This is a genomic window from Mediterraneibacter flintii (genome assembly GCF_055387595.1).
Window position 1 is genome coordinate 2,212,209 of the sequence record NZ_AP031405.1, and the last position, 21,680, is coordinate 2,233,888.

Sequence of the window (21,680 nt, forward strand, 5' to 3'; positions counted from 1 at the left end):
TTCCCGAAGGGAATGTATTGCGGGGTCCCCTTTAAGATATACTTATTTCACATGTTCATGCGTAAATAAATGTTCTTGGCAATATTCATAATTTCCATTACATTTTGAACAAAACCGAAATTCCAACGTAGGATCATCCAGCTCCGTACGGCCACAGACAGCACAGCGGTGCCTTGCCCCATTTGCATATGTCATATGAGGCCGCGTCTGCTGCTTAAATTTTGCCTTTCTTGCCTTCTCTTTCGGCGTATAAGGCTTTAAATTTCTGCTGGAAAGGAAAAAGATAACAAAATTCAAAAGTGATGCGCCCACTGCCACCTTTGTCGCAATTCCTCCCATAACAAAATAGTAAAGTGCCATCGCCGCATACACAAACGCCATCCATTTCATCTTAATCGGCAGGATAAAGTACAGCAATATTTCCATATCTGGATACATTGCAGCAAAGGCAAGGAAAATTGACATAGTAATATAGTTTGTGCTAATCATTCCCACGCTGGAAAGTGACACAGAGAATCCGTACACTCCATAAAGCACGCCATATAAGACAAATGTAGCAATAACAGTAAAAATGATACCGGAAAAAATATATACATTATAGCGGAACGTCCCCCATGCCCTCTCCAGAGCTGTACCAAGAGAATAGTATAACAGCACTAAAAACGCCAGAGAAATCAAATTCGTAGTAGGCGGTATCAGTACCCAAGATACAAGTCTCCACACCTGTCCTCTTAAAATCAGCGCCGGCTCCAGCGTAATCCAGCCTATAAGCTGCGGCATAAGATACACAATTCCAAACCCAATAACATAACCTGCCAGCAGATACATAGTCAGATTTGGAATTGCAAAACGTCCAAATTTTCGTTCTAATTTGTTCAGCCAGTTCAAGAATTTTTACTCCTTACTTTTTAAATATTTATATCCATGAGTAATTGTAACGTTATGCTTCTTGTTTGTCAAACAGTTGTTGTCTACTTTCATTCTTTTTAACATTATCTTTATATAAATTCCCCATAACCCTCTGGAATTATTTTGTAAACCCGCATAATAATTACAATTGTCTTTTTACACGTCCTGTCGTATAATGTAAATTGTTGTAAAATGAAAAAACACATTTAATAGGAAATAACTGACATAAACTAAATGAAAACGAGGTTATACTTATGGGTTTAAATGAATTACATACTCTTGGAATCGATATTGGTTCTACGACAGTAAAGATTGCTGTCTTAAACACAGATAATGAAGTTCTATTCTCCGATTATGAACGGCATTTTGCCAACATCCAGGAAACGCTTTCGGATCTTTTAAGTCGTGCGCTTTATAAGCTTGGTCCAATTTCTGTCTCTCCGGTCATCACTGGTTCCGGCGGACTTACACTTGCCAAGCATCTTGATGTTCCTTTTGTACAAGAAGTCATTGCTGTCTCTACAGCATTACAGGACTACGCGCCGCAGACAGATGTGGCCATTGAATTAGGCGGCGAAGATGCGAAAATCATCTATTTTGAGGGCGGTAATGTAGAGCAGCGTATGAATGGAGTATGTGCGGGTGGAACAGGTTCTTTTATTGACCAAATGGCATCCCTTCTTCAGACAGATGCTTCCGGTTTAAACGAATATGCGAAACAGTATAAAGCGCTCTATTCAATCGCCGCGCGCTGTGGTGTGTTTGCAAAATCTGATATTCAGCCTCTTATCAATGAAGGCGCATCAAAGGAAGACTTGGCTGCCTCTATTTTCCAGGCAGTTGTCAACCAGACAATCAGTGGGCTTGCCTGCGGGAAGCCAATACGCGGACATGTAGCATTTTTAGGAGGGCCTCTTCACTTCCTCTCTGAGCTTAGAGAAGCATTTATCCGGACTTTGAAGCTAGATGAAGAACATACAATTGCCCCAAATCATTCCCATCTTTTTGCTGCAATCGGTTCTGCCCTAAATTCCAAAAAGGACTGTCAGGTTGAATTACAGACGTTGCAGAAACGCCTGGAAGGTAAAATCCAGATGGAATTTGAAGTAGATCGTATGGAACCTCTATTTGCAACTACCGCAGACTACGAAGAATTCACTTCACGTCACGCAAAGCATCAAGTACCTGTCAAAGATTTATCTTCTTATCACGGAAAGGCATTTTTAGGAATTGACGCCGGATCCACTACTACAAAAGCTGCACTTGTAGGCGAGGACGGCACCCTTCTTTATTCTTTCTATCACAATAATGACGGCGATCCACTGGGCACTACCATCCGTGCAATCAAAGACATATACAGCCAGCTACCCGAAGATGTAGAGATTGTTCATTCCTGTTCTACCGGATATGGAGAAGCTCTGATTAAAGCTGCCCTTCTTCTGGATGAAGGAGAGGTTGAAACCGTATCACACTACTATGCCGCTTCCTTTTTTGAACCGGATGTAGACTGTATTCTGGATATTGGCGGTCAGGATATGAAATGTATTAAAATTAAGAACCAGACTGTAGACAGCGTACAGCTAAATGAGGCATGTTCCTCTGGCTGCGGATCTTTTATAGAGACTTTTGCTAAATCCTTAAATTACAGTGTAGAGGAGTTCGCACATGAAGCGCTCTATGCGCAGAATCCGATCGATCTTGGAACACGATGCACAGTATTTATGAACTCCAAAGTAAAACAGGCACAAAAAGAGGGAGCCTCTGTAGCAGATATTTCCGCTGGTCTTGCTTATTCTGTTATCAAAAATGCCCTGTTTAAGGTCATTAAAGTATCCAGTGCTTCTGAACTTGGAAATCATATCGTTGTACAGGGCGGTACTTTTTACAACAATGCTGTGCTTCGCAGTTTTGAAAAAATTGCAGACTGTGAGGCTATCCGCCCAGATATTGCCGGTATCATGGGGGCATTCGGCGCAGCGCTTATCGCCAGAGAACGCTACGTAGAATGTGAAGGCACTACTATGCTTTCCATCGAAGATATAGAAAGCCTCGAATACTCCACTACAATGACAAAATGCAAAGGATGTACAAATAACTGCCGTCTGACAATCAACCATTTCAGCGGCGGGCGTAAGTTTATCACTGGAAACCGCTGTGAACGCGGATTGGGAAAAGAGAAGGCCTCCAACACACTCCCTAATCTCTTCGATTACAAATTTCACAGATATTTTGATTATACCCCGCTTAAAGAAGAGGAAGCAACAAAAGGAACCATTGGAATTCCGCGTGTTTTGAATATCTATGAAAATTATCCGTTCTGGTTTACTTTTTTCACAAATCTTGGTTTCCGTGTTGTACTCTCTCCTGCTTCTACGCGGAAAATATATGAGCTTGGAATTGAATCCATCCCCAGTGAATCAGAATGTTACCCCGCAAAACTCGCACATGGGCATGTACAGTGGTTAATCAATCAAGGTATTAAGCATATTTTTTATCCCTCTATTCCCTATGAGCGAAATGAATTTAAAGAGGCGAATAACCATTACAACTGCCCAATCGTCACTTCCTATCCGGAAAATATAAAAAATAATATGGATCCGATTGTACACGGAGAAGTCGATTTTATACATCCGTTTCTATCTTTCCAAAATGAAGATACTATTTCTTACCGGTTGTTAGAGGAACTCGGAGAAAAATTCTCTCTTACAGAAGAAAATGTAAAATCTGCTGTTCACACAGCATGGACAGAGCTTGCTTCCTGCCGTGAAGACATGCGTAAAAAAGGAGAAGAAACGATTCGTTTCCTGAATGAAACTGGCAATCGGGGGATTGTGCTTGCCGGCAGACCTTATCATATTGATCCGGAAGTGCACCATGGGCTCCCTGAAATGATAAACTCTTATAATATAGCTGTGCTGACAGAGGATTCTATTTCCCATTTGAATCCGGTAGAGCGTCCTTTAAATGTCATGGATCAGTGGATGTATCATTCCCGTCTGTATGCAGCGGCAAACTATGTAAAAACAACTGAAAATCTGGATCTCATTCAGTTAAATTCTTTCGGCTGCGGCTTAGACGCGGTAACCACCGATCAGGTTGCCGAAATATTGACAAACTCTGATAAAATTTATACAACCTTGAAAATCGACGAGGTCAACAATCTCGGCGCTGCCCGAATTCGTGTACGCTCTTTGCTCGCGGCAATTCGGGTACGTGAACAACATAAAACAAGACGGGAAATTCATCCTTCTGCTATTGAAAAGATACCATTTACAAAAGAAATGCGTAAAACACATACGATCCTTTGCCCGCAGATGTCCCCCATGCACTTTGAGCTTTTAGAACCGGCATTTAAGGCGGCAGGATACAAAGTGGAGGTTCTTCCAAACGACAATAAGCAGGCGGTAGATGTAGGTCTGAAATATGTAAACAATGATGCTTGTTATCCTTCTCTAATGGTAGTTGGGCAGATTATGGAGGCAATCTTATCCGGTAAGTATGACACCGATCGTCTTGCCGTTATTGTCAGTCAGACAGGCGGAGGCTGCCGCGCTTCCAACTATATCGGATTTATTCGGCGCGCGCTGAAGAAAGCCGGATACGGACATATTCCAGTCATCTCCATCAACCTAAGCGGATTAGAAGGCAATCCTGGCTTTAAGCTTACTCCTTCTCTGATTCTGCGCGGAGTCTACGCCGCTGTATTTGGAGATATATTTATGAAATGCGTTTACCGGATGCGCCCTTATGAAGTCGTACCAGGCACTACTGATGCCCTCCACCGTAAATGGGCAGAGGTCTGCAAAAAATTCGTATCTGTCGGCTATCCCTCTCGCCGTCGGTTCAAGAAACTGTGCCGAGATATAATTACAGATTTCGATAACATTGAAACATTAGATATTAAAAAGCCCCGCGTTGGAGTTGTTGGCGAGATTCTTGTCAAATTCCTTCCCGCTGCAAATAACCACCTGGTTGACTTGCTTGAGAACGAAGGCGCAGAGGCAGTAGTTCCTGATTTAATCGACTTTTTACTCTATTGCTTTTATAACCAAAACTTTAAGGTATCCCATCTCGGCATGAAAAAGTCTAAGGCGTTGGTAGGAAATTTAGGCATAAAGGCAGTAGAATGGTTCCGTGCTCCTGCCTCTAAAGCATTTGCCAGAAGTAAACATTTTACCCCGCCCGCGCATATAGAAGATTTGGCAAAAATGGCATCCGAAATTGTTTCTATCGGAAATCAGACTGGAGAGGGCTGGTTCTTAACGGGTGAAATGCTGGAACTGATTCACAGCGGAGCCGGTAATATCGTATGTACACAGCCATTCGCCTGCCTGCCTAATCATGTAGTAGGAAAAGGCGTTATCAAAGAATTGCGGCGCCGATACCCGAAATCCAATATAGTAGCAATCGACTTCGATCCAGGCGCCAGTGAAGTAAACCAGTTAAATAGAATCAAACTCATGCTGTCCACAGCAAATAAAAATATGAACTAGAATATAAAGTTAATTGACGAAAGAATGGTACGCAAAAAGAGAAGGCAGTGCAACGCAGGTCAGGGCTCCACTGTGGTAAATCCGATTGAATGTTTGTAACAGTGAAGAAGCATATCGTCCATTGGAACTCCATGCTTCTCACTTAACAAACAGAACAATCTGTATCTACCACGCTCCGCTTAAAATTCCCTGCTTATGCACTGCCTTCTCTTTATGCTTACGTTCTTCCCCAATTAAATTCACAATTTCAGACAGAACAGAACCGGTTTCACGCTGCTACAGACTCCCAGTCAGAAGTTTTTCCTTCGTCTATAGGAAGGTGGCGCCCTAACTGAAATTCATAAAAAAGAGAACGGCTTCACGTTGTTCCAGCCCTTCAATTAGAAGTATCTATACTACTTCCGATTGGAAATGCATAACAGCGTGAAGCCGATTTCTTTTTTATAAAATTTAACTAACAAGGTGCCTTCCGAATGGCGGGGGAAAAACTTCTGACTGGAAGTGACAGCAAAAAACACTGTATCAGATAAGCAGGGCATTGACAAGGAGCGTTCCGAATACAGTTCGCCTGGTTCTTAGCGCAGGGCATCTGCGTGTTCCAATGGACACACAGATACTTTGTGCTTAGAACCACTCGAACGGATGAGGTAAAGCGGGTCCTGCCCTGTGTTCTGATACAGTGTTTTTTGCGTACCTTCTATTAAAATTTTTCTAACAGACAAGGAATGCATTTTGTCACTTAAATTTATATTTTGATATTTTTATGGAGAAAGAGAAGTCCTCCGCACAGTCCTAACAGGATGCCTGCATATGCCCCTGCGCAGGTAATATCTGCCAGGCATTTTACAATGTTATTTCCTTTTATTCCACAGATAGCCACACCTGTAAGGATAACCAATATAGTCCAAGCTATAATAAGCATAGTAAGATATGCGGATACTGCCGTTTCTTTTTTTACAAAACGTTCTGCTAATTTCCATAATCCTTTGTACATCTTATCTTCCTCACAATTCTTTTTAAATATCGTTTTATTTTATTGTAAGGATAATATATTAAAATTATACTTCTTTATATGCTAATTTTATGTTAAATCCAGTTATCTGCATTTTTTATAATCACAGACGCCAATTCTTCTGGAGATGACACAATCTGTTCTGCCTTAGCATTTATAAGCTCTTCTTTACTTCCATATCCATATAGTACTCCGAGTGAATGTATCCCTGTCTTTGCAGCGCCGACCATATCATAGGAACGATCGCCCACCATCACTGCTTCATTTCTCATACTAATCTTCATGCTTCTTAGTACATATTCAATCACTTCTGTTTTATCTGTCCGCCTGCCGTCTAATAATGCACCGCCTATAAAACAAAAATATTTTGCGAATCCAAAATGCTCTGCTATAATCTTTGCAAAATGTTCTGGTTTTGAAGTCGCAATCATTAATTGAAGGCCTTTCTCTATTAGGCTTTGCAATGCTTCTTCTATTCCCTCATACACCCGATTTTCGAAGATTCCCTTTGTGCTATAATATTCGCGATAATATTCCACCATCTGGAAGCTCTCTTCTCTTGTAATCCCACAGAATCTTTCAAACTGTTCTGCCAGCGGAGGGCCGATAAAACCGCGAATTTTTTCTAAATTTTCTCGTTTTCTTCCGGCCTTTTCGAGGGCATAATTCACACTGTTTAAAATTCCCGGGCCAGAATCTGTGAGTGTACCGTCTAAGTCAAAAATTACTGTCTGTATTCCCATATTCTCTTCCTCGCTCTCTGCACAGATGATTTCATATATCAGTAACTTCGGATTTTATCTTCTGACTCATCCTGTGTTTTTATAATTCTCTTAATCACTACATAATACCCAGCGCTTTCACTCACTTTTACGTAGACGCGCTCTCCCTCTCTTTTCCCAAGAATCGCTTTTCCAACCGGCGACTCGATACTGATAAGCCCTTTTAAAGAGCTTCCCCGTACTGAGGTAACCAAACGGTATGTCTCTATTTCCGCATCATCCTCACAGTATAATTCCACAGTATTGTTTAATCCGACCTCATCTTCTTTCGACTGATCCTCTACAATTATTGCGGTTTTTAGCATTTTTTCTAAATATCGTATTCTGCTCTCGTTTCGATTTTTTTCTTTTTTTGCCGCATGATATTCAAAATTCTCGCTTAGATCCCCATGTGCCCTGGCCTCTTTAACCGCCTCAATTAGTTCTTTTCTTTCTACCAATTTTCGATGTTCTATTTCTTCCTGAATCTTTTTCACATCATTTTTTGTCAGTTTTTCACGCATTTTTTTACCCTGCCTTTTCAACTCAAACGCCGGTATACTAAAAGAATCTCTTCTTAGCACACCGGCGCTGCACTCCTCTTTCTAAATTACATCCCTGCTGTCAATATTATCGTATCAACAGTGATTTTCCTGTCATTTCTTCTGGCTGCTCCATTCCCATCATTTCAATTAAAGTTGGGGCAATATCTGCAAGACACCCGCCCTCTCTGAGTTTATATGATGGATCTGCATTTACTATAATAAATGGCACTGGATTTGTAGTGTGTGCCGTAAACGGCTCCCCAGTCTCTTCGTCAATCAATTGTTCTGCATTTCCGTGATCTGCACAGATAAACATCTGTCCGTCAACTTCTTTAATTGCCTCTACTGCTCTGCCTACACACTTGTCCACTGCCTCTATCGCCTGGATAGCTGCAGCTTCTACTCCTGTATGTCCTACCATATCTGGATTTGCAAAATTAATAATGATGACATCATATTTATCTGATTTGATCGCATCTACCAGTCTGTCGCACACTTCGTATGCGCTCATTTCTGGTTTTAAATCGTAAGTCGCAACCTTGGGTGATTTCACCAGAATCCTGTCCTCTCCCTCATTTGGCTCCTCCACACCGCCATTAAAGAAAAAGGTAACATGTGCATACTTTTCTGTCTCCGCGATTCGTGCCTGTTTTAAACCATGTGCAGCAAGAAATTCTCCAAATGTATTGGTTATTTTTTCTTTTACAAAAGCAACCATCTTATTTTCAATTGTCACATCATATTCTGTAAAGCAAACAAATGTCGTCTGGATCCGCGCTCCTCTGTCAAATCCCTCAAATTCATCATCACAGAAGGTTCTTGTAAGTTCTCTTGCACGATCTGGACGGAAGTTAAAGAAAATAATGGAATCATTTTCTTTGACAGTTGCCACTGGCTTTCCTTCTTTCTCAATTACCATAGGCTCAACAAATTCGTCTGTCTTTTCCGCATCGTAAGAAGCCTGAATTCCTTCCACAGCAGAACCCGCTTTCACACCTTCTCCTTTTACAAGTGCCTTATATGCTCTCTCCACGCGATCCCAACGGTTATCTCTGTCCATCGCATAGTAACGCCCAGAGACAGTCGCCACTTCCCCAACGCCGATTTCTTCCATCTTCGCCTCTAGTTCTTCTACATATTCTTTTCCTGAAGCCGGAGGGGTATCACGTCCATCCAGGAAGCAATGCACATATACTTTTTTCAACCCTTGTCTTTTCGCCAGTTCCAAAAGTCCATAAATATGTGTATTATGACTGTGTACACCTCCATCTGATACAAGCCCCATTAAATGTAGAGCAGAGTCCTGTTTCTTTACATTTTCACATGCTGCTACCAATGCTCTGTTCACAAAAAAATCTCCATCCTGTATGGACTTCGTAATTTTCGTAAGTTCTTGATATACAATTCTTCCGGCTCCCATATTCAAGTGTCCTACCTCTGAATTTCCCATCTGTCCCTCCGGCAGCCCTACTGCCAGTCCACTGGCATTTCCTTTTACAAATGGATATTCTGCCATCAGGGAATCCATCACCGGTGTTTTTCCTTCTGCAACTGCATTTCCTTTAATTGTATCATTTAATCCATAGCCATCTAATATCATCAATACGGTTGGTTTTTTACTCATATCTTTCTCTCCTTTACATTGATTCGCCTTCCGGTACTTATTGTACCCGTTTTTTCTGGATTTTGCAATTACCTTTTCTACTATTCTACAGTGCATTATATTAAAAAGCAGCCTGTTTTTTAAGTCAAAACAGACTGCTCCTTCTTTTATATGTCCTTATTACTTATTTCTGGCTCTTTTCTGATCGGCTGTTCCATCTTTTCAAGCATACTGTAATTGCCGCAGTAAAAAGTACGCTCGCTATACATAAGCTTAATTTCGTTTTGTCTCCTGTCCGAACATTTCCATCTGTTATCTTTTCTTCCTCTAAGTTATGATACTTATTGTTAAATACTGCCGCATCTTTCTTAACGCCTGTCACATCCCCTACTTCGCGGATACTTACCACCGCATTTATCCCATTCTCTGTATTCAGCACCTCTACTTTTAAACGGTACTGCTTTTTATCATACGTATACCCTTTCAGATTTCCTTGTTTTTCACGTAATATATAAGTATAAACTCCTGTGCGGATATATGAAATAGAAATCTGCTTTTTCTCACCATTCTTTAGTAAAATCTCTGTTCCTTCTTCTGGAAGAGGAGCATCTTCCTCCTCTGGTATAATCTGAATACTAAAGGTAGGATCTGTATTCGGTGTATCTCCGACGAGCCGTTTTTCTATAGGTATCTGTGCCACAGCTTCATTCGTCTGCGCTTTTACTTCTGATATTGGAATCACACAAGCACTAATCATCAGAAGCAAGAGAAGAATCCTCCTCGTTTTCTTGGCGCGCCACATCTGCTTTTCCCCCTTCCACAGTGTCTATAATCCTCGCAAATATCACATATCTTCCGTCTGTATTTCCTGAATCACACGTGGACATTCCTAAAATTTTCTCTCCGCCTTGCGGATATTCTTCCGTCCGCCACAATGCTTTCTCTGCGGTATAGTCTAATAATTGTCCCTGGTTTTCCCACGTTGTCTGATTTGGCCGAAACACCAATTTATCATGGGCATTCGTGTCTATAAAAGCAAAAATTTCAATTTCATACGCCTGTTTGGGCAGATATAACATTCCACTTCTGTGGGTGGAAAAAAACGCCTCTTCTTTATACTTTTCCAAATCTCCAAACATTTTTCCACCGTTCATATGATGTCCGTACAGAAGTGAATAACTGTCTGTAAAATTTCTGTCATTTCGGTAATCCAGGAAAATACTTCCGGAAAGCAAATATTCTCCGTAAAGATCGTGATTTAGATATTCCGTATTGTCTGTCCCCTGCACGACAGGATAGTCAATGCCGGTATCATCTATCGTAATCCATGCGCATACATCTGAATTTATCTTCATTAATTCTTGTAGCGCTTCATAGGGGGCTTCTTCGTCTGGTTTGTACTGCGCCAGTTCTTTAGAAAGCCCAGCGTTTTGATATACTTTGTATATATCCCAAAGCGAATATAGTCCATACAGCAGTAGACAGCACAAGCACAGACAAAAAATTCCATCAATCAATGTATTGCATACGCGCCCCACTTTTTTCAGAAACCGCATAGATGATTCCTCCCGTCAGCAGAATACACCTTTTATTATGTATGTTTATCTTCTGCCTCTTACTTTCCTAGTCGCAACAACAGCTAAAAGGACTACCGCCGCCAGAACAATAACTGCGAATGGAAGAATATCCATGAAAATTCCTGTATCTTCTTCACCTTCTTTGTCATTTGTAAATGTAATCTGATTTTCTCCTTCTGTAATACTTCCTTCCGCTTTTCTTTCCGCACTGCCTGTAATTTCCTGTCCTTTTGTACCCTTATTGTCGATCGTTGTTGTATAATCTGTAATTCCTTCGGAACTTTCTATAATCGAATAGTTCGTCCCTACCGGCAGATAGGACACTACTAGGTACTGCCCGTCTTTTAAAGTAAATGCTGTCTGTTCATTGCTTTTTACATTACCGCTTTTTCCTGAAGCAGGCGTACCATTACTTTCATATATCTGATATGTATAAGTTCCTTGTGGACTATCTCCATTGACTGTCAACTGAAAAGAAAACTCTTTTGTCTTGTCTCCCAAAGAACCTGTAACATCTTTATCAATTCGCAAATCTGCTGTCTGCTTCTTATTTGTGAATTCAGGTGATTTTTTCACTGCTTCCATTGTTGCACCTGTACTATCTTTTGTCTGACGAATAGCCGTTGAAAGAATCTTAAGCTCTCCATTTTCCTCTCTGACTACTGTATATTTCACTTGATATTCAGATTTATCATAAGTTACCCCTGTATTGGTCCCTGCTGTCTCAGTAATAGTGTATGTATATATTCCAATCTCGGAAAAGGTAATTCCAGGATTCCATGTTCCCGTCAAAGTCTTTGTAAAGGGACTCTGCTGCCCTGACGCTACAGCGTCTTTCCATCCCTCTCCTCCCAGAGTAAATTCTGCATTTGTAATATCGGGAACCTGCGTTCCTTCCGGCGCATCCGTCACAGTGCCTTTTGCCATTGAAAACCTGTATACTTCATCAACCGGAGCATCCTTTTGCGATAATTGTAGAACCTTTGTCATATTTATCTGACCGCCTGTCTGTGCTCCTGTTGTCACTGTACCTGCTGCCTTTACCGAAACCGACGGAATAGCCAACGCAGCCAACATCAGAAATGCCAGCACGCTTCCGCCCCACCTCTTCAACCATGTTTTTCCTTTTTTCTTCATCGTTTCTTCCTCCTATTTTACATATTACTGTATTTAAAACCCTCTGCGCCGTATCAATGTGAAAATCCTTCCAGAAATATCTGTCTTTTCTACCGTACCGTATTGTCGGCTGTCCTTTCCATCTGTCCGGTAATCACAGAGAATAAATACACTGTCTTCTGGCACAATACAGGGGAGGTACACCTCTACTTCCTCCCTTTTCACGGGGAAAAAGAATTCCTCCTGCTGCACACTGCCGTTTATCATCAGATATCCGTCTTCTGTAAAATCTACGGTATCTCCTCCGCCCGCTACAATACGTCCAATAAGTTTGTTTTTCTCTGCTTCATATACAACTGTATCGTCTTGGCTGTAGTCCTGTGCAAGACGGTAGTAAAATAAAATATCTCCATCGCGAATATATGGATACATACTCTCGTCTGTTGCCGTAAATATTCCAAAAACTCCAAAAAACAATATCCAACATACTAAAAAGCCTATTACTATCTTACACACCAGTCGAATATACAGTCCTTTTATTTCATGTACTGTATCTTTTTCACCTTCTTTTACAGGTTTCCTTTTCATTTTCTCTATTTCTCTGTTTTTCTTCCTGCACTGGCCTTTTTTCTGTCTCATTTGTCGTGTACTCCTATTTTCTTCTGTTTCGGGATTTTCTGCTGCGGTTCCAGACATATCCTCCAGTACCAGCCCCTGCTATCAGTAGAATGAAAGGAACTTTTGTCATACCAATACCGAGATCTCCTGTTGTCTCTTTTTCATTTATAAAATGTACCACCGTATTCTCCTTGAGTGTTCCTGCGGCATTATCCGGTATTGTTACCGTGTAGCCATCTGTTTCCCCATCCATCTCTTTTATATCATATACATAATTTGCAGGAATCTTTTGCATGCAGATATATTCCCCATCCTTCAACTGAAATGTCGCTTTTCCTTTCACAAATTCCAAGCTGACTGTCTGAAAGCTTTCCGTTCCAGTTTCACCCTTCAGACAAAGATATGAAACATTGTCAACCAGATCTCCCTCTAGATTTTTCAGGATTACTTCAAAAGTAAACAATTTTTCTTTGTCTCCCAGATTTCCAGTCACTTCTTTTTCTACAGTCAGATTTAGTACATTCATATAAAATCCAGAGTCATTATATCTAGATTCATAGAGGTATGTATTCATATCCTCTTTCTTCGGCATTTCTATTCCTCGTATCTCCGTACACGTAAGCACTCCATCTTTCATTACCGGTATTCCATCCGAATCCATATAATCTGGCACTCCATCCTTATTTGGTTCTGATGCTTTATATATACTTACTTCCTCCTCTGTTCCAAATCGCACTCCATAAGTTCCGGCATGTAAACCCTCAAACTGATATTTTCCCTCTTCATCTGTCTTACATATGCGAGGTTCCTTATCGTCCCCTAATACCGTTTCATAAATTCCCTCCTCGTTTTCTTTTAGCAAAGTTACTGTAATCCCTGGAAGGATAGCCTCTTCTCCATCGCGAATACCGTCTTGATTCGAATCCAACCAGGCGGTTCCACTCAATGACCGAGTTAAAATATACGCTGTTGCATCCACTTCATTAGGACCGTTAGAAAGGCTGTTGACAAGTTTATCTCCTCCGTCCGCATCTGGGACTGCCATTTCTGTGTCCGCCTTATACGCTTCATTTCCCTTCAAATTTCCTATGACTGCTACTGCACTTACAGCTTTGTCTTTTAATAGAGGAATTTCTCCATTCTCATCAATAGAAGCCTCTGTCCAGGTTATCTGCAGTCCCTCTGTCGTAGTAATCCCATCTTCAAAATCATCTGCCGTATAATCTTCCGATGTTGTTTCTTTCACTTTTTTATCTGTTGTATAAAAGACTCTCCATTCTCTCCAATTAGTTGCCATGCTCGTATCCAGTTGCCACTTTATAATTGTCAGGCTTCCTGAAAAATTACTTCCTTTTTCATCTCCATTTTGTGGTAGGACATCCAGCATCACTTGCTCTGTCTGTTCATTTGCACTGTTATTTGCCACCGTAATGGTATACCCGATAGGGTCCCCCTGCTCATAGATAGGCTCGTCAACAAACTTATTAAGAGAAAGTGCCCCTAACTTAGAAACCTGAATTCCTTTTTCACTGTAATTTCCGTTGTAAACTGCCTGTTCTCTCATATCCAGTGTACTCGCGATAGAGGCCGTATTAAGAAACTGCTGGCTGTTCTTAGCCTCTGCATCAATGGAAGCACTGAAATAAATTGGCTCCATTGTCCCGCCCACAATAACATTCTCTATAATCCAAACTAACTCTATCGTGCCATCCTCATTTCGGGTAATTTCTGGTTCTATCTGCACTCCTCCTGTCACTGTCCCCTGCCTTCCCGGGGATGGATTCTGCGTATAGCTCCCGCCCAAATATGCGGAACCATATACATACTCCAATCCTTCGGGTAATCTGTCCTTAATGACAACCGTTGTCCTTTTTCCTTCTTCTACATCTCCTGTTGTCTCGGTTATTGCCGGTTCTACCCCAGGGGAAAGTATATAATCTACTGTCCTTTGCCCGTTGTCCAGATTATATACCTTCTTTTCATCTCCTATATCACTTTTCTGTGCTACATTCTTTCTTATTTGCGCCTGCTCTCCGATAATATAAAGAGAATCCCCCTCCTGGTAATCCCCTCTGTGCCCACTTTTATATCCATTCTCGTCATACTCTACCTTTACATAAGCTCCTTCATGTTTCGATATAGATGCCTTTGGAAGCTCTATCGATTTTTCTGGATCATTTCCAAGCAAACTTGGAATGGGTTCTTCAAGGTTTATGTAATCTTCCAGCCTCCAAATCATCGAAGTCACCGTCACCATATAAACCTGGTTTATCGCCTCCGTGTCTGTACTAGCTGTCACTGGAAGGGATGCCATAGGATAGGAGCCTCCATCATAGTAAGTAATATTGTTCGGATCTCCATCTTTTGGATATACTTCGAATAGAGCTCCCACACAGACATGTCCTTCTGGAATTTCCTCTAGTGAACGGTAATACTTCATGTCTGTCATTGTTGCCGCACGCAGTTCTGTTTCATCTTCCCAGTCTGTACCGTCTGCCTTCGTAGCAAAATATACATTCGCCTCATATCCCGCATCCTGTACAGATTCCTTCCGGTAGAGAATTTCTCCTGTGAGCTCTACTCCATCAGGCTCAAACTTCATCAAAGATTTCCCTACCACCATTCTATTCGGCATGTCCCCGCCTTCTTTATTCGACATTGCCCATGAAATTGCCAGATGTTGCCCCGGAACTGCCCAGTCAAGTCCATTTCTTAGGCAACTTCCAAGTTCTCCGTCTCCTCTTCCATTTACATCATACAGCCCTTGCTTCTCATCCGTAGACCACAGAACCGTATTACTGTAGCCACCTTCCTGCCGCAGCGGCATCTGACTTAAAACCCGATCGTCTGTAGTGTCCGTCTGATTTTCATTGCCGTCTGGATCCTCTGGCAACGCCTGTCCAGTAACGGAAGTTGCCTTTAAATTCTGAGCACGGACTACCATTTCAAAATCACCGCCCTCGGCTTCCTTATCTTCTACAATAGATGGGTCTTCCAGAATATATTCTCCTGTCTCACTGTTGTTATAAGGCACTACAAAGTAAAATTCCCCTGCTGAAAAGCACCCCCTCTCGATCTCTTCTCGCGTGCCGTAAATCTCATCTATCCCCTCTCTACCATCAATATTCATAGTTGGAAAGCAATCTTTGTCTATCTCATAATCAGAAACGGTCACATGAATGATATTCCCTTCCTTTTGGGCGGACCAGTCTCCCCCGTTATAGCATCTAGTTGCCTTATAATCTTCTGCGCTGTTTCCATCGTTGTATGGCGCTGCCCCACTGGGTCTGCCTACATTGTTTGCCACAGTCTGGTTTCTTTCCTCATTTCCAACAGTCGTACCGCTACTTTTGCTGTAGCTCCACAACAATGGCGCATAGTGTTCCATGACATCTACACTTTCTGCCCCCTCTTCCTTTAAGTAAAAAGAATTTTCCAGCACTAAGTCAAATGTAATATCTCCCTGCGGAAGCTCAATCCCCTTAAGTCCTTTCCCAACGCCATTATATAACTGCAATGTAATTCCATATGTATTAATTCTCCCACTCACTTGTCCAGCTGCTTTGTCCGGAGCATCTGAATTTCCCGTGTTAAAATCAAATATACCCGATTTCTTTGACTGGGAGGATCCTGGAACCTCCTTTACCTGTACATTATATTTCGGTGCCGCACTTACCGTTACGCCCTCTGGCACCGCCTCTGCTCGCGGTTTCTCTTGCTGATGTTCCAGCCATACTCGGAATATTGGCTGTATAATAGCATTGTTTGGCATTGCCTGTACCTTTACTTCTACATTTAACTCTCCAGTCCCCGGAATTGCGTTCGGAATAGAGGTGGAAGGAAGAATATGGTACCTCCCCCGCAATACTTGGCAAGTTTTTATCTCTTCTCCAATCTGTATATCTTCTGAAGTAAGCGTAAAGTCGCTTTCCATCCAGGCCATAGAATCTGTTACAAATTCTGCTTCCTGTGCTGTATAAGGAAGCAGAAATTCAAATTCCAGATATCCTGCCTTTACATAACTTACCGTAGAAGGATCTAACATCTGGGTAACAAAACTCAAATCATATGTCACTGTGTCAAAGCTCCGCACCCGCTTATTGTTTTTACCTGCATCATTACCGGCATTGTCATTTTCATCAAAGGGCATCGTACCGTCTGTAATGTTCTCTACTGTCAGACTTTCTACATAGGCATATTCTCCATCCAGCTCTTCTTTTATCACACCATCCTGCATTGGCAAAACATCTGTCTGTTCTACTCCTACCGAAATGTTTTTCCCATCTGTCTCTTCTGCATATACTGGAAAAGGTATTCCTACCAAGATCAAAGCTGTACATAGCAACGCAGTTATCCGCTTCCTCATTTTCTCTCCTCCTGCTTTAAATCGTTCCGACTAAATTTATTTGAATTTTCTTTTCTCTTTTGTATCACTCAAATATTATTACATATCATATTATGATATATACGTTATTCAAATATTATCACAATATGGCATAGAATAACAATAGTTTTTTTTAATAACTAATATTTTGTACATGTAATAATATAAAACAGACCAGGAGGTGAGGGCTTGAACATTGATATTAATTATGTACAGCTCGGACAGAGAATAAAAAAACAACGTACACTTGCTCACATGACACAAGAGCAACTGGCATCAAAGGTCGATATTGCTACATCTAATATAAGCCATGTAGAACGTGCCACCACGAAGGTTAGCCTACCCACCCTGGTAAAAATTGCAAATACGTTGAATGTTTCTCTAGATCAGCTCGTATGCGACAGCCTTCCTGTTGCAGATTCCTATTTAGAAAAAGATTTTACCGCTTTATTAAAAGACTGTACTACCTCTGAAAAAAGAATTTTATATGATGTGGCTTCTGCCGTAAAAAAATCAATAAGAAAGAATCAAAGATAAAAAAAGGAGTTTGAACGTCCCGTTTCAAACTCCTTTTTTACAAAATGAAAATAAAATATCTCAGACCTGATTTTCCATCCACACTTTCAACAGCTCTATCCATGACTGTACCGCCCTGCAAATTTGACCTCCATCCTTTTTGCTGGTAGAGGCATTGCCTAATGACAGCCCATGTTCTCCTTCTTGGTAAATATGCATCTCTGCATTTACCCCTACCTTTCTAAGTGCCAAAAACAAAAGCAGTGAATTCTCCACCGGAACAGTCTTGTCTGTATAAGTGTGCCATATAAAGCAAGAGGGAAATTGTGTTCCCACCTGCTTTTCTATAGAAAGCTGTTTCTTTAATTCCTCTGAGGCATTTCCTAACAGATTTTTAAAGCTTCCTTCGTGTGCATATTCTTTCTCTGCAGTAATAACCGGATAGCAGAGAATTACTCCAGCAGGTTTCAGCAGTTCTGCCTGAACTCCTGTCTTCGCATAAACCATTTCTTGATTCCAGAATGCCCCAAGGCTTGCCGCAAGATGACCGCCGGCTGAAAAGCCCATCACATAAATTTTTTTCCTATTCACATGCCATTCTCCGGCATGCTCATGGACTATTTTCATCGCCTGCGCAAGCTCTAAAAGTGCCGTTGGAAATCTAGCAGGGGCTACGGAATATCGCAGTATTCCGACATGGTATCCCTGCGCAAGAAGCTGCATTGCTACAGGCTCCGCCTCTCTGTCACTTGTATGTTCATATCCGCCGCCCGGACACAACAAAATCATGGGCCGCACAAGCCCTTCCTGATAACTGGGCGCACTGTCTAAGATATAGGCATGCAGTCTTGCATATTCCAAAGAACCTTCTGCCTGTATAGAAATCGTCTCGTATATCATGTTTTATATTCCCTCCTGAAAACAAGGAACTGCATTTTCTTAAGAAAACCCGTTTCCAGCGGCTGTCTGCTGTGGAAACGGGTTTTTTACACACTATTTGTTATAATTTACAATTTTTCCAAAGTCAGCTTTTAATGAAGCCCCTCCAACGAGTCCTCCGTCAATATCGGGCTGCGCGAACAATTCTGGAGCTGTCGCCGCGTTTACGGAGCCGCCATACTGAATCCGGATTTCTTCTGCTGTAGCCTCATCATATACTTCTGCAATACATGCGCGGATTCCTGCGCAAACTTCCTGTGCCTGCTCTGTCGTCGCAGTTTTTCCTGTACCAATCGCCCAGATTGGCTCATATGCAATCACTGCCTTTTTCGCCTGCTCTGCAGTTACATTCTGAAATCCTACTTTTACCTGCTGACGGATAAAGTCCATTGTAACTCCCTGCTCTCTCTGCTCTAACGTCTCTCCACAGCACATAATCGGTGTAATTCCATGCTCAAATGCCTTTAAAACCTTCTTATTTACATCTTCATTTGTCTCTCCGAAATAATCTCTTCTTTCAGAATGTCCGAGCACCACATATTTTACGCCTGCATCCACAAGCATTGCCGGAGAAATCTCTCCTGTGAAAGCTCCACTTTCCTCAAAATACATATTTTCTGCCCCGACCTGGATGTTTGTTCCTTTACAAGCCTCTACAACCGGTACAATATCAATTGCCGGAACGCAGAATACAACATCTACATCATCGTTTGCTACCAATGGTTTTAATTCTTCTACAAGCGCTACTGCCTCGCTTGGTGTTTTATTCATTTTCCAATTTCCCGCGATTATTTTCTTCCTTGCCATTTTTCTATTCTCCTTTGTCGTTTCATGTTACATATTCGGTCAAATACCAGACTTCGTTTTACTAAACCTTTTACTTGTCGTTAGCCGCAGCTACTCCCGGCAACTCTTTTCCTTCCAGGAATTCCAGTGAAGCACCGCCACCTGTAGAAATGTGTGTCATCTTATCTCCATATCCAAGCTGGTTTACTGCCGCCGCAGAATCTCCGCCGCCGATAATCGTAACAGCATCTGTCTCGGCCAACGCTTTTGCCACTACCTCTGTACCGTTTGCAAATTTTGGCATTTCAAAGCATCCCATCGGTCCGTTCCATACTACTGTCTTTGCTGTTTTCACTGTATCTGCATATAATTTTGCTGTCTCAGGTCCAATATCCAAGCCCATCCAGCCGTCCGGAATTTCATCCTGTGCGACAACCTTTGTATTTGCATCATTTGAAAAATCATCTGCAATCACGGAGTCAACCGGAAGAAGCAGGTTTACTCCCTTCGCCTTTGCCTTTTCAATCATGTCCAATGCATACTGGCAGTAGTCTTCTTCCAGAAGAGATTTTCCAACTTTGCCGCCCTGTGCTTTGCTGAATGTATAGCACATTCCACCTCCGATAATCAGAGTATCTACCTTCTCCAACAAATTTTCTATTACAGAAATCTTGCTGGAAACTTTAGAACCACCCAAAATTGCTACAAATGGTCTCTCTGGATTTTCAACCGCATTTCCAAGGAAGTCGATTTCCTTCTGCATCAAGTATCCTACCACTGCTGTATCTACATATTTTGTAACGCCTACATTCGAGCAGTGTGCTCTGTGCGCCGTTCCAAATGCGTCGTTTACAAATACATCACAGAGAGATGCCAGTTCTTTTGAGAATTCCTCCCCATTTTTTGTCTCTTCTGCTCTGTAACGTGTATTTTCCAAAAGAATGATTTCTCCGTCTTTCATTGCCTCTACTGCTGCTTTCGCATTTGGCCCTACTACTTCTGGATCAGCCGCAAATTTTACTTCCTGTCCAAGAAGTTCAGAGAGTCTTACAGCAACTGGAGCAAGAGACAGTTCCGGTTTCGGCTCTCCCTTTGGTTTTCCAAGATGAGAACACAGAATAATTTTCCCACCGTCAGCTACCAGCTTTTTGATTGTAGGCAGCGCTGCTACCAGACGATTTTCATCGGTAATCTTGCCGTCCATCAACGGTACATTGAAATCACATCTTACAAGTACTCTTTTTCCTTTTACATTGATATCATCTACTGATTTTTTGTTAAGCATTTTATCTTGCCTCCCTGTTTTTCATTATAAAAAAGAATGTGCTTTGCTGTACAAAAAGAAGTCCGGTCCAAATTAGACCGGACCCCTCGTGAGTCAATTTCTTTTATTTTCCGGATTACAGTAATGTTCCGAAATGTTTGATTGTTCTTACCATCTGGCTTGTGTAAGAATTCTCATTGTCATACCAGGAAACAACCTGTACTTCTGTTGTTCCGTTTTCCAATGGAAGAACCATTGTCTGTGTAGCATCAAATAAAGAACCATATTTCATGCCCACGATATCGCTGGATACGATCTCATCTGTATTGTATCCGAAAGATTCATTTGCTGCTGCTTTCATAGCGTCATTAATCTGATCCACTGTTACGTTTCCTTCTACTACTGCTGTCAGGATAGTTGTAGATCCTGTCGGAGTAGGAACACGCTGTGCAGAACCAATCAGTTTTCCATTCAGTTCTGGAATAACAAGACCGATAGCCTTTGCTGCACCTGTGCTGTTAGGAACAATATTGCAAGCTGCTGCGCGAGATCTTCTCAAATCTCCTTTTCTCTGTGGTCCGTCCAATGTCATCTGATCACCTGTATAAGCGTGAATTGTGCACATAATACCGGATTTGATTGGAGCCAGATCATTCAATGCTTTTGCCATTGGCGCCAAGCAGTTTGTTGTACAGGAAGCTGCGGAAATAATGTTGTCTTCCTTTGTCAGCTTTTCGTGGTTTACATTGTATACAATTGTAGGAAGGTCATTTCCTGCCGGAGCAGAGATAACAACTTTCTTTGCACCTGCGTCAATATGAGCCTGTGCTTTCGCTTTAGATGTATAGAAGCCTGTACATTCCAAAACTACATCTACACCGATTTCTCCCCAAGGAAGTTCTTTTGCATCTGCCTTTGCATAAATTTTAATTTCTTTTCCATCTACGATAATAGAGTCTTCCCCTGCTTCTACTTTATCAGCTAATTCATATTTTCCCTGTGTAGAATCATATTTTAATAAGTGAGCCAGCATTTTCGGAGATGTCAAGTCATTGATCGCAACAACCTCATATCCTTCTGCTCCGAACATCTGTCTGAATGCAAGACGTCCAATACGTCCAAAACCATTAATCGCTACCTTTACTGCCATGATTAAT

Annotated in this window: 16 protein-coding genes; 2 read left to right on the forward strand and 14 right to left on the reverse strand. The window is 41.6% G+C overall.

Annotation, left to right across the window (positions count from 1 at the left end; translation table 11 throughout):
- Positions 1–42 precede the first annotated feature (42 nt).
- The gene (locus ACZ5C4_RS10455) at positions 43–888 is read right to left on the reverse strand and encodes a rhomboid family intramembrane serine protease (protein WP_464520937.1); all 846 of its coding nucleotides are present in this window, start codon (positions 886–888) and stop codon (positions 43–45) included.
- 275 nt (positions 889–1,163) lie between these two features.
- On the opposite strand from ACZ5C4_RS10455, the gene ACZ5C4_RS10460 reads away from it, so the two are divergent.
- On the forward strand, positions 1,164–5,402 hold the full coding sequence (locus ACZ5C4_RS10460) for an acyl-CoA dehydratase activase-related protein (RefSeq protein ID WP_464520938.1): 4,239 nt from the start codon (positions 1,164–1,166) through the stop codon (positions 5,400–5,402).
- Positions 5,403–6,147: 745 nt separating this feature from the next.
- On the opposite strand, the gene ACZ5C4_RS10465 is transcribed toward ACZ5C4_RS10460, so the two are convergent.
- From ACZ5C4_RS10465 to ACZ5C4_RS10505, 9 genes are all read right to left on the reverse strand, one after another.
- Entirely contained in the window at positions 6,148–6,396 is a 249-nt protein-coding gene (locus ACZ5C4_RS10465) for a hypothetical protein (RefSeq protein WP_464520939.1), read from the reverse strand.
- A 92-nt stretch (positions 6,397–6,488) separates the two neighbouring features.
- Positions 6,489–7,157 (reverse strand): HAD-IA family hydrolase, encoded by a 669-nt coding sequence (locus ACZ5C4_RS10470; protein ID WP_464520940.1) that lies wholly within the window; start codon positions 7,155–7,157, stop codon positions 6,489–6,491.
- Between the two features lie 38 nt (positions 7,158–7,195).
- The gene (locus tag ACZ5C4_RS10475) at positions 7,196–7,699 is read right to left on the reverse strand and encodes a GreA/GreB family elongation factor (protein ID WP_464520941.1); all 504 of its coding nucleotides are present in this window, start codon (positions 7,697–7,699) and stop codon (positions 7,196–7,198) included.
- Between the two features lie 106 nt (positions 7,700–7,805).
- Positions 7,806–9,344 (reverse strand): 2,3-bisphosphoglycerate-independent phosphoglycerate mutase, encoded by a 1,539-nt coding sequence (gpmI, locus tag ACZ5C4_RS10480; RefSeq protein ID WP_464520942.1) that lies wholly within the window; start codon positions 9,342–9,344, stop codon positions 7,806–7,808.
- 163 nt (positions 9,345–9,507) lie between these two features.
- Positions 9,508–10,080 carry a Spy0128 family protein gene (locus ACZ5C4_RS10485; RefSeq protein WP_464522333.1) on the reverse strand — a complete coding sequence of 191 codons (573 nt, stop codon included), beginning with the start codon at positions 10,078–10,080 and terminating at the stop codon, positions 9,508–9,510.
- Positions 10,073–10,879 carry a class B sortase gene (gene srtB, locus ACZ5C4_RS10490; protein ID WP_464520943.1) on the reverse strand — a complete coding sequence of 269 codons (807 nt, stop codon included), beginning with the start codon at positions 10,877–10,879 and terminating at the stop codon, positions 10,073–10,075. The genes ACZ5C4_RS10485 and srtB overlap by 8 nt, the downstream gene beginning before the upstream one ends.
- A gap of 45 nt (positions 10,880–10,924) precedes the next feature.
- Positions 10,925–12,037, reverse strand: coding sequence for a DUF7601 domain-containing protein (locus tag ACZ5C4_RS10495; protein ID WP_464520944.1), 1,113 nt, complete (start codon positions 12,035–12,037; stop codon positions 10,925–10,927).
- A gap of 33 nt (positions 12,038–12,070) precedes the next feature.
- Positions 12,071–12,655: a signal peptidase I gene (gene lepB, locus ACZ5C4_RS10500; RefSeq protein WP_464520945.1), complete on the reverse strand. Its 585-nt coding sequence runs from the start codon at positions 12,653–12,655 to the stop codon at positions 12,071–12,073.
- Between the two features lie 13 nt (positions 12,656–12,668).
- A complete protein-coding gene (locus tag ACZ5C4_RS10505; protein ID WP_464520946.1) occupies positions 12,669–17,000 on the reverse strand; it encodes a DUF7601 domain-containing protein in 4,332 nt (1,443 codons plus the stop codon).
- A gap of 207 nt (positions 17,001–17,207) precedes the next feature.
- Between ACZ5C4_RS10505 and ACZ5C4_RS10510 the strand changes: the two genes are divergently transcribed.
- On the forward strand, positions 17,208–17,555 hold the full coding sequence (locus ACZ5C4_RS10510; protein ID WP_464520947.1) for a helix-turn-helix domain-containing protein: 348 nt from the start codon (positions 17,208–17,210) through the stop codon (positions 17,553–17,555).
- Between the two features lie 60 nt (positions 17,556–17,615).
- Here the strand turns inward: ACZ5C4_RS10510 and ACZ5C4_RS10515 are convergent, their stop codons facing one another.
- The 4 genes from ACZ5C4_RS10515 to gap form a co-directional block, all read right to left on the reverse strand.
- The gene (locus tag ACZ5C4_RS10515) at positions 17,616–18,434 is read right to left on the reverse strand and encodes an alpha/beta hydrolase (RefSeq protein WP_464520948.1); all 819 of its coding nucleotides are present in this window, start codon (positions 18,432–18,434) and stop codon (positions 17,616–17,618) included.
- A 93-nt stretch (positions 18,435–18,527) separates the two neighbouring features.
- Positions 18,528–19,280, reverse strand: a complete 753-nt coding sequence (gene tpiA, locus ACZ5C4_RS10520; protein WP_186874300.1) for a triose-phosphate isomerase — start codon at positions 19,278–19,280, stop codon at positions 18,528–18,530.
- 70 nt (positions 19,281–19,350) lie between these two features.
- Complete coding sequence (locus tag ACZ5C4_RS10525) at positions 19,351–20,544, reverse strand: phosphoglycerate kinase (RefSeq protein WP_464520949.1); 1,194 nt, start codon at positions 20,542–20,544, stop codon at positions 19,351–19,353.
- A 115-nt stretch (positions 20,545–20,659) separates the two neighbouring features.
- On the reverse strand, positions 20,660–21,673 hold the full coding sequence (gene gap / locus ACZ5C4_RS10530) for a type I glyceraldehyde-3-phosphate dehydrogenase (RefSeq protein WP_186874298.1): 1,014 nt from the start codon (positions 21,671–21,673) through the stop codon (positions 20,660–20,662).
- Between the last annotated feature and the right edge of the window lie 7 nt (positions 21,674–21,680).

What these genes read in the sequence shown, in the direction of transcription:
- lepB (WP_464520945.1), bottom strand. Translation starts at nt 12,655, where the DNA reads ATGAGACAGAAAAAAGGCCAGTGCAGGAAGAAAAACAGAGAAATAGAG.
- srtB (WP_464520943.1), bottom strand. Translation starts at nt 10,879, where the DNA reads ATGCGGTTTCTGAAAAAAGTGGGGCGCGTATGCAATACATTGATTGAT.
- ACZ5C4_RS10515 (WP_464520948.1), bottom strand. Translation starts at nt 18,434, where the DNA reads ATGATATACGAGACGATTTCTATACAGGCAGAAGGTTCTTTGGAATAT.
- gpmI (WP_464520942.1), bottom strand. Translation starts at nt 9,344, where the DNA reads ATGAGTAAAAAACCAACCGTATTGATGATATTAGATGGCTATGGATTA.
- ACZ5C4_RS10505 (WP_464520946.1), bottom strand. Translation starts at nt 17,000, where the DNA reads ATGAGGAAGCGGATAACTGCGTTGCTATGTACAGCTTTGATCTTGGTA.
- gap (WP_186874298.1), bottom strand. Translation starts at nt 21,673, where the DNA reads ATGGCAGTAAAGGTAGCGATTAATGGTTTTGGACGTATTGGACGTCTT.
- ACZ5C4_RS10475 (WP_464520941.1), bottom strand. Translation starts at nt 7,699, where the DNA reads ATGCGTGAAAAACTGACAAAAAATGATGTGAAAAAGATTCAGGAAGAA.
- ACZ5C4_RS10465 (WP_464520939.1), bottom strand. Translation starts at nt 6,396, where the DNA reads ATGTACAAAGGATTATGGAAATTAGCAGAACGTTTTGTAAAAAAAGAA.
- ACZ5C4_RS10495 (WP_464520944.1), bottom strand. Translation starts at nt 12,037, where the DNA reads ATGAAGAAAAAAGGAAAAACATGGTTGAAGAGGTGGGGCGGAAGCGTG.
- ACZ5C4_RS10485 (WP_464522333.1), bottom strand. Translation starts at nt 10,080, where the DNA reads ATGATTAGTGCTTGTGTGATTCCAATATCAGAAGTAAAAGCGCAGACG.
- ACZ5C4_RS10525 (WP_464520949.1), bottom strand. Translation starts at nt 20,544, where the DNA reads ATGCTTAACAAAAAATCAGTAGATGATATCAATGTAAAAGGAAAAAGA.
- tpiA (WP_186874300.1), bottom strand. Translation starts at nt 19,280, where the DNA reads ATGGCAAGGAAGAAAATAATCGCGGGAAATTGGAAAATGAATAAAACA.
- ACZ5C4_RS10470 (WP_464520940.1), bottom strand. Translation starts at nt 7,157, where the DNA reads ATGGGAATACAGACAGTAATTTTTGACTTAGACGGTACACTCACAGAT.
- ACZ5C4_RS10460 (WP_464520938.1), top strand. Translation starts at nt 1,164, where the DNA reads ATGGGTTTAAATGAATTACATACTCTTGGAATCGATATTGGTTCTACG.